Below are 12,768 nucleotides of genomic sequence, written 5' to 3'. Positions count from 1 at the left end.
TGCTATGTAGTCCATTCTAAGGAGCATCGCTCCACAAAACTTTTAGGAGGTAAATACATGTACGAAATCGCCGTAATTGGCGCCGGTCCTGCCGGTGCAAGCGCAGCCCTGTTCGCCGCCAAGGCGGGCAAAAAAACGCTGCTGATCGACAACGATAAGGGCATGACCCGCAGAGGTTGGTTTGAGAACTTTTATGGAATTTCCGAAGTAGGTGGTCCTGAGCTGGTCGAAACCGGGCATAAGCAAGCCGTTAAATTTGGCGCTGAGCTGGTTTCCGAACAGGCTATCAACCTCACCTCCAGCGGCAATGGTTTTGTCATTGAAACTGAAGATGGAATTATCTATGAAGCAAAACATGTCATTCTTGCCACAGGCGCCCTTACAGATCTAGCTGCCAAAGCTGGTGTGGAGACTAAGGATGGTACAGAGCCAAGAATCAAAACTGTAGTAGCCGTTGATGCTGAAGGCAAAACGAATATCGCAGGTATTTGGGCTGCTGGTACTGTTGCTGGAGTAAGTGTACATGCCATTATTACCGCAGGCGATGGTGCGAAGGTAGCTATTAATGTAATTAGCGAGTTAAATGGTACGCGTTACGTTGATCATGATGTGCTGAAAGCTTAATCTATACTCAAAACATAAATCCGGAGGATGATTCTTAGGAATCGGTCTTTCGGATTTTTTCGTCACCCAGGAGAACCAAGTTACGAAATTTAAAAATAACTGCACTTGATGCAGCTATTTCATGCAATAACACCCACACGGCTGTTTTAAGTGTATTTTATGCAACTAAAAACAAACTAAATGAGCATTCTAGTTAAAATGTGAAGATATAGATGTATCAAGTGCAACTAAATCGATTTGCAGCTGTCCCCCCATACTTTTAATTGTATAAAGTACACTTATTTGCTCGTCCCTCACCGTCCTTTGAACACCACACGCAAAAAAACTGCTTCAAAACCTCATCCCACCGCCAAAGCCGATGTTATGATCGTTTGAAACAGTTCCTTTCCCTCAACTGTGTATACTCCAATGCAAGGAATCCACTTCTTCTTCTCTTCCCTTAAGACTAGCAGCCAGCTCCTGCAAATACGGAACCAATAATGGGAGCAAATCCTCCCGCATCAAACCTACCTCCAGCGTGGCTTTAATGTAACCAAATTTATCACCAATATCATAACGTTTGCCGATTAAATCCAGCGCCAGCAATCCTTCTTGCCGGCATACCTCGTGCAAAGCATCCGTCAGTTGATATTCCCCGCCCGCTCCACGTTCGAGGTTAGCCAGTACTGAGAATATCGTAGGCTCCAAAATGTATCGCCCCATAATGGCGTATTCTGAAGGAGCTGTTTCAGGCGAGGGCTTCTCTACCAGTCCTTTTACTTCATGAACTCCATTTAGTGAGCCGCTGGAGGCTATAATCCCATATTTGTTAACCTCCTGCCGTGGCACCTGCTGCACACCGACGATAGTCTGCTCCTCTTGCTCATACAATCTCATCATCTGCAGCAGCGCCGGGTCCTCCGAAACCATAATATCGTCACCAAGCAAAACAGCAAAAGGTTCATCACCGATAAATTGTTCCGCACAAAGGATGGCATGGCCTAGTCCCAGCGGCTCTTTTTGCCTAATGTAATGGATGCTCGCTAGCTCACTGATTAGCTGGACTTCACGAAGTAGATCCTCTTTCCCTTTTTCCAAAAGCGTCTGCTCCAGCTCCACCGATTTATCAAAATGATCTTCAATCGACTTCTTATTGCGGCCGGTCACGATGATAATACTTTCAATACCAGAGCGGACGGCTTCTTCTACGATATATTGAATCGCTGGTTTATCCACAATGGGCAGCATTTCTTTTGGCTGAGCCTTAGTGGCAGGCAGGAAACGAGTGCCTAAGCCCGCGGCGGGAATGACAGCTTTTCTAATCTTCATCATGAATCCCTCCCTTGCAGTTTATTTACGGAGATGGGTCACAGGGTGCTCACGAATGTTCTTTTGCTGCCCCTTACCTTCATAGAACTCTTGGACAATATAAAGCGGACGTCCCTTAGTTTCGTCATAAATCCGGCCGACATATTCACCTAGTATTCCTAGCATAATGAGTACAAATCCGTTGAAGGTCAGCGTAATTCCAATCATCGAAGCCCAGCCCTTAACAACTGAGTCTGTAAAAATCACCAGGTACAAAACATACATAAGGTACAGAAAACCAGAAGCCGACAGCAGTGCGCCCAAATATCCTGCCAGCTTCAGCGGCTTATAGGAAAAGGAGGTGATTCCGTCCAAAGAGAGCTTGATCATACGTTTTAGTGGATATTTAGTTTCCCCCGCCAGACGTTCATCCCGTTCATATTCAATCGCCTTCTGACGGAAACCAACCCAGCTGACCAGTCCGCGCACGAAACGGTTTTTCTCCGGTAGACGTTTGAGCTCTTCGCAGACCCTACGATCTATAAGCCGAAAATCACCCGTATCAACAGGGATAGAAATATCGGTTGAATAACGCAGAATTCTATAAAAGAGGCTGGCCGTCCACTTTTTGAATAAGGATTCACCATTACGCTTCACCCGTTTAGCATATACAACTTCATACCCCTTCTTCCATTCCGCAATCATGTCCAAGATCAGCTCAGGCGGGTCTTGCAAATCAGCATCAATAATGACAACTGCATCCCCAAGGGCATAGTCCATTCCGGCAGTAATAGCGATCTGATGTCCGAAGTTACGTGACAAATCGATCAGCTTCACACTCTCATCCCAGTAGCTATATTCCTCGATCATCTGGGCACAGTTGTCGGTGCTGCCGTCATTCACGAAGATCAGCTCATACACTTCCTCCGTCATTGCCATCACTTTTTTAATACGGCGATACGTTTCCTGAATGACTGCCTCTTCATTAAACATCGGTATAATAATGGAATAGCGCACGTTGATGCTCATGAGCAGCTCCTCCTTTAATTTGAATGCTGAAGCGTGCCTGCAAATGTATTAGCACGCTTCGTACTCTAAAACACTGAACTAGTTAACTGTAACTTTGTATAACGTTCCGCTGTTACCAGCATCGTTTCCTGCCCAATCCGCTGCTGGAACCTCTGTACCATTGTCGGTAATCCAGGTAGATAGCGTAGAGTTCCCTCCACGTCCACCCCCCATACCGCCGCTGCTCAGCAGGAAGTATTTCACCTTTCCACTCTCTACTAACGCCTCTAGGGTATCTGTGGTATATACTGTGTCCGAATTGGAAAACCCGTTCAGAATAACAACCGATGCCCCCTTATCGACGATATAAGGAGCTGCTGTGCCATAATCCAATACGGCAAACAGATAAGGCTCCCCAGTATTATTTTCCTCCAGATAGGACAACAGACTCTCATTCGCACTTGTGGCGCTATTACGTCCAAAGTTGCTAGAATTGCCGCCCATTCCTCCTCTGCCCTCTCTGCTGCCTGGTCCTGCTTCAGGGGTTTGACTGTTCAGGCCATAAGTAATTGGGGTAGCTGCCCAGTAGAGCGGGCCAATTAACAATACTAGTACAGCAACAATACTTGCCGAGAAAACAAATGGCTTCTGCTTGCCTTTAAGAACGACCAGCACCAGAGAAACAACTATACCGGCAGCCAGAATACCAATCGACCAGCCACTGCCAATCGTATCGTCATAAGGATGAATAATGTACCACTGAAAAGCTGCTGTAACCAGCGTTGCAACTGGCAATAGCCATGACAGCCAACCAGAGTGCTCGCGATACAGACTCCAGAGCTTTGACCAGCCTGCACCGACCAGCGCGGCTATCGGCGGAGCCATCATCACCAGATAATATTGATGGAAGAATCCCGCAATACTGAAGAATCCCATCACCGGCACCAGCCATGCTAACCAGAATAGAGCTTCTTTATGCCCTTGCGTAAAGTTCCTTCTCCGCAGATTAGCGAATAATCCAATACAACCAAACAATACAAAAGGCAGCAGCCAGCTTGCCTGACCTGACAGCTCTGATTGGAACAGGCGCAGTGGACCTGCGGTTCCAGTATTGAACATTCCTCCACCGCCGCCATTCATGCCGCCGCGTTGTCCTTGGCCCCCACCTTCACCACCAAATTGCCGGTTTTGATTATCTGTTCCACCGCCGGGTGGTTGCCCTGGAGAACCTCCATCATCGGCGCCATTTTGACTGTCTGAGGTTGAATTTATACCTTGCCGACCCGAAAATGCTCCACGTCCGCTATCCGTACCATTTTCAGCATCTGCCCCGTTCATAGCGGGTCTTTCACCGTTCATAGCTGGCATCTCGCCATTCATGTTCGGCATCTCACCACCATTCATTGAAGGCATTCCACCTCCGCCACCACCTGTCCCCCGATCACCCGTCAATCGGGCGACACCATTATAACCAAAGGCAAGATTGAGCACGGAGTTAGTTCCGCTGCTGCCGATATAAGGTCGTTTACTAGCGGGAATTGAATCCACTATCACTGCCCAGGATAACGAGACCACGAGTAATATAGCTGTCGAGGCCGCTAATACTCCAGTTTTTCGCTTCCAGTTCACTTTCGCAGCCAAGACATAAAAGAGATAAAAAGCCGGCAATACCATATAAGCCTGCAACATCTTCTCATTAAACCCAACACCGATTAAAGCGAATGCGGCAAGGAGACTGCCCAGCTTATTACTCTTCGTTCCTTTAAATAAAAACCAAACCGCCAACAGTAACGTGAATACTAACAAAGCATCAATGTTATTCGTCCGGCTAACAGCCGCCGCTACTGGAGTTGTTGCCATGGCCAGCGCTGCTAAACGAGCTGCTGCTTTACCAAAGGTAGGTTTTACCAGAAGGTATACGAGCAACACGGAGCCCACGCCCCCAAGCGCCTGAGGTAAAATTACACTCCAGCCATGCAGCCCGAAAATGAGTGCGCTAAGAGTCTGAATCCAAAAGGTGACCGGTGGTTTATCCACCGTGACTGAACCTGCAGAGTCGAGTGAAGCGAAGAAGAAATTATGAAAGTTTTGCAGCATACTTCCCACGGCAGTGGTGTAGTATGTATTCACATAGTGGTCATTCCAAACTCCATAACCGTACAAAAAAGCAGCGAGTATTAAAATGAGCCACAGTATAAGATCCGAGCTTATTTTTCTAGCAAAACTCATCTCCATTTCACTCCTATCCCTTGATCATTCTATATGCCGGCAGTTCTGTAACTCCGGCCCAAGCTTTCCGTAGGTGTATTATTTCATCCATACCTTAACTCTCAATGAGTGCAAGCTGAATGTTTGCTGAATAAATGAGGCTGCCGGCACGCAAAAAAGACCCCACAATGTGGAGCCTTTCGGTACCCTGTTCAATCCAAACTTGTTATTCCATCTTGCCTATGGCAACAAGCTTATTCACCGTGTTCCAGTTGCGTGCGGTAATGGGCATCCCGAGTATTTTGTCAAAAGGGACTTTAAAAAGCGATGATTGGCTCACACTGACCTCATATAATATATACATCTCTCTGCCGACAAAACGCACTTTATCCGGTCCATTCTCATAAGTGCACAGTTTATCCAATGCTTCCCCTGAAGGCTCGGCTGGTAAAAAAGTAACATACCATCTTTTGAATTCCTCTGGCTCGGACAGCTGAAAGGGATCGTTAGCGATCACATTCTCCATTTCTGCTAAAGTACGGATAATAACAGAGACCTCGAATCCAAAAACCTCATGAATCTGACGTTCAATGACTCCTCTAAGCAGGCTTACCGAACCTTCATCACTCTCAAAAACGACATTTCCACTCTGAATATACGTTCGTACATTTGCAAATCCAAGAGACTGAAACATCGCCTTCAGGTCCAACATTTTAATAATTTTGTTCCCGCCGACGTTAATTCCACGCAGCAGCGCTATATAGGTAGTCATAGAATACGCCTCCGTTTTTGTGCCATGATCAGCTTACCTCTGCGGCTAAGGTGTGTAGACGTTTACGAACTTCTTTTACCAGCAGCTCCTTCTCTGGAGGCGAAAGCCCCTCCACCAGACGTGCGGCAGCGATCGGCAAAATCCAGCGGTCTACGTCCTCATAAGTGTGTCCTGATAATCTGAGATACTCTTGAATGTATCCCTTAGTTAATCTTTTTCTTATAAAACCTAACATTAATTTGGAGAAGGCCGAAGCTCCCGGAGGCATAGCTCCCAAACTGAACATCACTACGGAACGCGCAGCATCTCCAGCAGGTTCTCCCACTACACCCGTCATCCAGTCGATCACCCAGAGCTGTTCATCCATAAGCACATTGTCGGGATGAAAATCCCCATGACATAAACGAGTGCCTTCCGGCAGCTTCTCCAGATACTTCAAAATGACGGATTTTTCCTCTTCGCTCAGCATAGGGGCAACCATGATCTGACTTTTCAGCATATCCTTTTGCTGGCCGATTTCCTCTGTAGTTTCAAGCTTATGTAAATCACAATGAAGCCCCGCCATCAGCCTGGCATATTGGGTAACTTTCCAAGGCTTCTCACCCATCACCTTTAGTAAAGAGGGACCCTGAATTTGTTGAAAAACGATACCTTGTCGATTCTGTTCAGAAATAAGCTCAAAAGGCTGGGGGGTCCGAACACCCCGCGCATGTACAAACTGGCTGATTTTATATTCCCGGCTGACGTGTTGCTCTGCTATATCCTCCCGGTACAATTTAAGAATCCTCTGATCGTCATGCTGCCAGATCTCCGCTGTTCTGCCTTCCCCAACAAGCTTGGCCTTCATTCGGTATCCTCCATTTAGTCCAGATTAATGCGGGTAAAATGCTCAACTACCGGAAATGGGTCGTAGTAATGGTGAAGGAGTGCTTTCCATTCCTGATATTGGCTGGATTCTCTAAATCCAACAGTGTGGTCTTCAAGCGTTCTCCACTTCACCAGCAACAGATACTTATGATCATCCTCCAAGCAATGTTGTAATTCATGGCCCATATAACCTTCTATCGAGGAGATTAAGCTTGATGCCTCCTTGAAGCTTTGCTCAAATTCAGTAGTCAAACCAGGCTTCACTTGCAGCATCGCAGCTTCCAAAATCACACTCATCATCTCCTAAAGTTATTAATTTAAAGCATCCCGGAAAAATTCATGATAGAAATTAATGATGACCAGCAGTATTGCTAGTGACTCGTTGACACTGCCTACCTCCAGCGAATGATTGGCATCATCGATTCTATACACCTTCAAATGATTCAGCCCACTAATTTCACCCGAATGCTCTTCACCAAATAAGGGGTCACTGCCACCATAAATTACAGTCCCCCGACTCCGCTGAATCAGCGGCACCGCCTCAGGCAACGGGGTGATATATAGATGAGACGTCTTCTTCTGTATTTCTAGCTCTTCAGCTATTCTACCTGCAATAACAGCTCCCATGCTTTTACTTATAAAAAGAAACCTCTTATAATCCGGCAGAGAAGCAATCACGGCTTTACATTCCTCAATGATAATACTCATTTCTTCACGCTTGAAATCCACCCTAGCACTCTGGTAACCATATTCTAAAAGCAGAACATCACAATTATGCTCCCGGGCAGCTTTAGCCGCATAATCCAGCAGAGAGCGATCAACTGAATAATTTTTACCCGGAAAAATAACAGCCAGCGCTTTGGACCCTTGGGTGATATATTTATGTTTAACCTCTCTACCCCAATAAGAGGACATAATGATATTGCTAACGTTCATACATGTTTCCCCTCTTCTACTCCTTAAACGGATTTAAAATGTTTAAAGAAATCTATCGTTTCTTGCAAATCTGCCTCATCTTTATAGATACTCATTACTCGCCCAATTTCAAGCGCAAAATCTACATATCCATTCGGCTTAGCGGTAATGATTGTTCCATCGACAACGACGTTAGATACGCCGGATTCATTGTCCACATAAACCTTACCATCCAGTACTCCGGCTGCCTTAAGAATGGATACCCCACCGCAAATGCCCGCGATGACTTTGCCTGCTCCATTCAGGCTTCTGATTAAATCTAATAGAGCCTCCTGCCCTATTAAATTATCTGTTTCCCCACCAGGGATAATCAATAAATCTATGGTGCTAACGTCCACATTTTCAACCAATACGGATGGATTCACAGAAAAACCCTCGCAGGAGATTAACGCCTTATCTTCCAAACCTAAGGTATAAACCTCACCCTTTGTTTTCATAAAATAAGCTGCCAATGTAACCTCAAACTGCACAAAGCTATCATATATAAGAATATATGTATTCAATGATAGATCAGCTCCCCTGTTCTCAAAAAAAGTAATCTCTATTCTATGTATCTATCATTATAGCATCATCGCCCTCTCCTGAAACTTACGGACTCAGAGGACGCTAATCAATAACAACTATGCGCTCCGCTAAGATTCCGAATGTGGGATTTTACCTAATTACTCATAACAAAAAGGACACAAGCACCCCAACAGCCACCTTTTATGGCTCACGAGACACCTGTATCCTCCTATTTAGAGCTATTGCTGCGACTGCGGCGCTATCTGTTTATTTTTACCTCGGCTCACAACAATTTCAGCGCAAATCCATAATATCAACGGAATAATCACCTGGAAAGGAAGCGCATATATTGGATAAATAGTATAGGCAAAATGCTGCATCTCCATAATATCCTTAAAGATAAATTGTGAGAAATAAACCATAATCAATCCCAGCTGAAGCACAACGGATCGGTAGCTCTTCAGTTTGAACAACTTAGCGACTCCAACACTAGCCACATATAAACATAAGCTGGCCTTTATGAATATCGTGATTACAAATCCAAGTGCTGATGATGCCTCCATTCGGGTCAAAAAATCCCCTATATTAATCCGACTAACCGCAACATACGAGGGGAAGTATAAGCTTTGAACAATATCAGGATTGAGAATCAGCAAATTCCGCAGAGAAACGAGCAAAATCACCACACCAGAAATCAGCAATCCGCTTAGCAGAATCTTTTTGGCTGAGTCTTTTGCCGGCAAATGACTAAATACGCCCATAAAAAGAACAATTTCAGCAAAAGGAAAAGTAAATGATCCAATTGTATCTGCAAATATCGGTGACCATCCACTGTCAAGAAAAGGCTTCAAATAGTGATACTTAAGCTTGGGAATGGCTAAGATTTCAATAAACAGAATCTCCGCTAAAAGAAGCAATAGAAATAGCTTAGCACATCTCCCAATCACCTCAATCCCTGCCTTAACCACCCAAATACATAACAGACCCACGCATAACATAGGTGCAATCATAGGCGTCTCTGTCAAGGCAACCGTTTTACTAAACTCCCCAAAATTCCGTAGAACAAGTGCCCCCATATGCAGTGCATACCATATATATAGACAGGACACTACTCTCCCAAAGATAGATCCAAATACGATGATCAATATATCAAATAGATTCTTACCCGGAAAAAGCACATGAAATCTGGCGTACATAAACAGCAGGGGAACCGTTAATGATATGGCTAAAAGTAGAGCAATCCAGCTACTGTTGCCCGATTTTCCCGGCAGTCCCATGAATAGTGAAGTTCCAATAATAAATAGAACAACAATACTTATAGAATGCCCTGTGGGTATGATCTCTTTTTTCATGCTTAAATCTCCTCTTGGGCTTGTAACTAGAATAACTTGCTGATCCAACTCACAATTAAAGGTGAAGGACTAGGAAGCTGCCATTTCATGGCCAATGCAAAAGCTATACAGAAAGAAAGCAGACATAGTGTAGTACACACATAAAAATCCCGTTTCATCCCTTGCTTTAACAGTCCGTAAGGATCTATCAATACAACAAAAAAGTATATCATCACAACGATAACAGCCAATTTAATCACCTATTCTTGATGGATCTGTATAGACCTTGAGTTCTGAGCACTGCTCTCAATAATAACTGTTGAATTTACAACCACATCTAGACTAGAGAATTCTCGTTCCCAATCTTTATCGAGCTTGGTCCAGGTCTTAGGCATATTCTCAAAGATAATCTCTCCGAATCCAAAAATATCGGAATGATATTCCTGCTGCACCTTTTTAATTACAGAGAGAGTATTCTCCTGTAATTCCTTAGCGGCACGCTTCTCTATAACATTTTTACTATTCAGACTAGTGAATCCTTCAGTAGTCATTACCTCATCAAGCCCGGTATGCGTGACCATATTTACCTGTAATTGGAGTTTACCGTTTATCCAAACAGGCTTTACTTTTGTTTTATTAGAAAAGATCTCAAGTGTGAAGTCGGGGGCTCCCTTTTCGTTATTCACGGTTAACACCCCACCCTTTATCTTATCTTTAATAAACAACATGAATTTGGTCTCTTCACCACTCAGCTTGCCTATCATTTTATCCATTCTGAAGATAGCTGTACCGCTGACGCGCGGATTTTTCTGGCCATTTTTCTCGTGAATATAAATAAGCGGAGCTATAGCACAATCCCCGGGCGTCTCCAGCTTTTCAATGAAGTCCCAAATCTCCACAACCGGGGCCGTACTTACATTTTGTTCAATTGCCATCTGCTGAGCAAGACCATAAGACATAATAGTTTCTGTTGAGCTATTTAAATTAATTACTTCCTGAGCCGTCTTATCTTTAGAAACAAACACGTATACATCTGATCGAGTTTCTGTATCTCTGTTATACCAATCAATCACTTTTACAACCCCTTCCTTGGCTACTTCCTCACTAATAATGATCGCCTTGGAATGGCTCCAAAATAATTTTTTTCCCGTAATTGAAATCATACCTCGCACAATTTCAAATAACGTTTTACCTGAAAGACTGACCATCTTATAACCCGCTTGACTGGATTTCATCCCCTCTTTCGTATCCACGATTTCAACCGTTGCTAACAGCTTTCCGTCAGAATCTTTATCGATGCCAATGCCTGCTACAACCGCCCTATCTTCAATTTCGGCGTAATCCCAACAGCCCAAGATACTAACCAGAAGTAATAGCGATATACAAGCTAGCAACCCTTTTTTAATTTTATTCATGACCGATTCCTTACTTTATTTGCCGCTTTTCTCTTTCGGTTACGTGCTCCAATCATCGCCGGACGTAAATACATGTGCCACCACGGCGCCCTTATAGCTGTATCCTTAATATCCTGCGGGCGAATAGAACCTACTCCAAGCATGTATTGAACTCCAAAGGAACGTAAACTCATCAAATGAATAACTAAACCGATCACACCTAAGAAATACCCGTATAACCCCAGAAAGAAGGTAGCCAATAGTAAAAGCGATCTTACCACGATTAGAGGACCCGTCAGTGTAGGGTTAAGCAAAGCCATAATTCCTGTTAAACCCACTACAATAATCATAGGTGCGCTAACTATTCTTGCTTCCACAGCCGCCTGACCCAACACAAGCGCACCTACGATGCTAATCGCCTGACCAATGTAGGTCGGTATTCGTTCTCCTGCCTCTCGCAGAATTTCAAAAATCGTTAGCATGAACAAAACCTCGACCACAGTCGGAAAAGGAACGGCTACTCTCGACGTTGAAATACTAAGTAACAACATGGTAGGAATCATTTCCTGACTATAGGTAACTAAAGCTACGTACAAAGCAGGAATACTAATAGACAAAAAAGCTCCAAGCACCCTTATCATTCGGTTAAACGAACCAAAGTAATAGTTAATATAATAATCAGCACTGGCCTGAAAATTCTCCACAAACAAATAGGGCACTGTCATTGCATAAGGGCTGCCTTCCATTAATAAGGCAACTCTCCCCTCCATAATTTTGCTTACTACAGAATCAGGACGTTCTGTGCTTCCCGTCATTTCAAAGGGTGAAAAAGGTTCATCTCGAATAAGCTCCGAAAGAATAGATGTATCCAAAACAACATCTATGTCCACCTGCTGAATTCGGTTCTGCAGCTCTTTAACAACATCCGGTGAGGCCAAACCTTCAATATAACAAATACAAGTTTCTGTTTTGGAGCGGACCCCGATCTGGCCATAAATCAACTTTAAGTCCGGACTTTGCACTCTTCGGCGAATGAGAGTCAAGTTTACAAGCAGTGACTCTGTAAAACCTTCTCGTGGACCCTTGACGCTTTTTTCCGTCACAGGCTCTGCGATAGCCTTAGTTTCCCACCCCTGTGCACTAATGTTTAGCGCACCCGCAAAACCATCCATCAGAAATAATGTTTTTCCAGCTACGACCGCGCTAACCATCTCATCCAAACTCGTAGAGCAGACTACATCGCTAATATTAATAACCATCGTCCGGATTTTCTCCATCAGTTCAGCTCTATTCCCACTATCCATTTCCGTAAAATCAAATTTCATTAGGGGCTTGATCACCCCATACTGAATCATTTCCCTGTCAACCATCCCGTCAACATAAACTAATCCGCAGCGGATGCCGTCACTATGAATATTATTTAGCACTCTTATCCTAAGCGTTCCATCATTATTAAAGATTTGCCGAAACAGACTCAACATATCATCCAGTAACGTACTTAGAGTCTGCTCAGACTTATCGTTATTTTGAGAGTTGTTACTGATCTCCTGTGCTGATTGTTTCTCCACAGTAGTCACTCCTGTCACAATAGGTTTCCTAGAAATTATCCCCTGCATCTCCCCCTTTTATCCTCCAAAATTATGCTAAAAAGGGATCAACAAGAAAGAAGCAGGTATACTCCATATACTGGATTCTTTTCGGTCTCCGAAACCTAATCATCCCTTGAGCTCATGCGAATAACGACTCTTGAGTCCGTTAGCATTGAATCACACTCATCCTTTGGGGCTTGCTGACCTAG

At 44.2% G+C, this 12,768-nt stretch carries 12 protein-coding genes; 1 reads left to right on the top strand and 11 read right to left on the bottom strand.

All coding sequences use genetic code 11. The features are described from left to right. The first annotated feature begins 57 nt into the window (after positions 1-57). A complete protein-coding gene (locus NST25_RS02895) occupies positions 58-624 on the top strand; it encodes an FAD-dependent oxidoreductase (RefSeq protein ID WP_076124415.1) in 567 nt (188 codons plus the stop codon). Between the two features lie 390 nt (positions 625-1,014). On the opposite strand, the gene galU is transcribed toward NST25_RS02895, so the two are convergent. From galU to NST25_RS02840, 11 genes are all read right to left on the bottom strand, one after another. After that, a complete protein-coding gene (gene galU / locus NST25_RS02890) occupies positions 1,015-1,935 on the bottom strand; it encodes a UTP--glucose-1-phosphate uridylyltransferase GalU (RefSeq protein ID WP_179088263.1) in 921 nt (306 codons plus the stop codon). An 18-nt stretch (positions 1,936-1,953) separates the two neighbouring features. Continuing rightward, positions 1,954-2,940 carry a glycosyltransferase family 2 protein gene (locus tag NST25_RS02885; protein WP_076138397.1) on the bottom strand — a complete coding sequence of 329 codons (987 nt, stop codon included), beginning with the start codon at positions 2,938-2,940 and terminating at the stop codon, positions 1,954-1,956. A 78-nt stretch (positions 2,941-3,018) separates the two neighbouring features. Continuing rightward, positions 3,019-5,148, bottom strand: coding sequence for a glycosyltransferase family 39 protein (locus tag NST25_RS02880; protein WP_076305615.1), 2,130 nt, complete (start codon positions 5,146-5,148; stop codon positions 3,019-3,021). Positions 5,149-5,353: 205 nt separating this feature from the next. After that, positions 5,354-5,899 (bottom strand): DUF1697 domain-containing protein, encoded by a 546-nt coding sequence (locus NST25_RS02875; protein ID WP_076186269.1) that lies wholly within the window; start codon positions 5,897-5,899, stop codon positions 5,354-5,356. 28 nt (positions 5,900-5,927) lie between these two features. Beyond that, positions 5,928-6,746: an aminoglycoside phosphotransferase family protein gene (locus tag NST25_RS02870; protein WP_076186267.1), complete on the bottom strand. Its 819-nt coding sequence runs from the start codon at positions 6,744-6,746 to the stop codon at positions 5,928-5,930. 14 nt (positions 6,747-6,760) lie between these two features. Continuing rightward, a complete protein-coding gene (locus tag NST25_RS02865; protein WP_036676767.1) occupies positions 6,761-7,057 on the bottom strand; it encodes an antibiotic biosynthesis monooxygenase in 297 nt (98 codons plus the stop codon). Positions 7,058-7,078: 21 nt separating this feature from the next. Beyond that, positions 7,079-7,702, bottom strand: coding sequence for a hypothetical protein (locus NST25_RS02860; protein WP_339246218.1), 624 nt, complete (start codon positions 7,700-7,702; stop codon positions 7,079-7,081). A 23-nt stretch (positions 7,703-7,725) separates the two neighbouring features. Beyond that, entirely contained in the window at positions 7,726-8,244 is a 519-nt protein-coding gene (locus NST25_RS02855) for a DJ-1/PfpI family protein (protein WP_076186261.1), read from the bottom strand. A 240-nt stretch (positions 8,245-8,484) separates the two neighbouring features. Continuing rightward, on the bottom strand, positions 8,485-9,597 hold the full coding sequence (locus tag NST25_RS02850) for an endospore germination permease (RefSeq protein ID WP_076186259.1): 1,113 nt from the start codon (positions 9,595-9,597) through the stop codon (positions 8,485-8,487). 239 nt (positions 9,598-9,836) lie between these two features. Beyond that, positions 9,837-10,991 (bottom strand): Ger(x)C family spore germination protein, encoded by a 1,155-nt coding sequence (locus NST25_RS02845; RefSeq protein WP_076186255.1) that lies wholly within the window; start codon positions 10,989-10,991, stop codon positions 9,837-9,839. Then, positions 10,988-12,538: a spore germination protein gene (locus NST25_RS02840; RefSeq protein ID WP_340393283.1), complete on the bottom strand. Its 1,551-nt coding sequence runs from the start codon at positions 12,536-12,538 to the stop codon at positions 10,988-10,990. The genes NST25_RS02845 and NST25_RS02840 overlap by 4 nt, the downstream gene beginning before the upstream one ends. Between the last annotated feature and the right edge of the window lie 230 nt (positions 12,539-12,768).

Origin of the sequence: Paenibacillus sp. FSL E2-0190, assembly GCF_037992965.1 — a bacterium.
GTDB classification, from domain to species: domain Bacteria; phylum Bacillota; class Bacilli; order Paenibacillales; family Paenibacillaceae; genus Paenibacillus_AQ; species Paenibacillus_AQ odorifer.
The sequence above is the reverse complement of the archived record's forward strand: the minus strand, read 5'-3'. Positions and strand labels throughout refer to the sequence as shown.

Coding starts and splice junctions, on each gene's coding strand:
- NST25_RS02895 (WP_076124415.1), top strand. CDS start 58: ATGTACGAAATCGCCGTAATTGGCGCCGGTCCTGCCGGTGCAAGCGCA.
- NST25_RS02850 (WP_076186259.1), bottom strand. CDS start 9,597: ATGAAAAAAGAGATCATACCCACAGGGCATTCTATAAGTATTGTTGTT.
- galU (WP_179088263.1), bottom strand. CDS start 1,935: ATGATGAAGATTAGAAAAGCTGTCATTCCCGCCGCGGGCTTAGGCACT.
- NST25_RS02880 (WP_076305615.1), bottom strand. CDS start 5,148: ATGAGTTTTGCTAGAAAAATAAGCTCGGATCTTATACTGTGGCTCATT.
- NST25_RS02885 (WP_076138397.1), bottom strand. CDS start 2,940: ATGAGCATCAACGTGCGCTATTCCATTATTATACCGATGTTTAATGAA.
- NST25_RS02860 (WP_339246218.1), bottom strand. CDS start 7,702: ATGAACGTTAGCAATATCATTATGTCCTCTTATTGGGGTAGAGAGGTT.
- NST25_RS02875 (WP_076186269.1), bottom strand. CDS start 5,899: ATGACTACCTATATAGCGCTGCTGCGTGGAATTAACGTCGGCGGGAAC.
- NST25_RS02845 (WP_076186255.1), bottom strand. CDS start 10,991: ATGAATAAAATTAAAAAAGGGTTGCTAGCTTGTATATCGCTATTACTT.
- NST25_RS02870 (WP_076186267.1), bottom strand. CDS start 6,746: ATGAAGGCCAAGCTTGTTGGGGAAGGCAGAACAGCGGAGATCTGGCAG.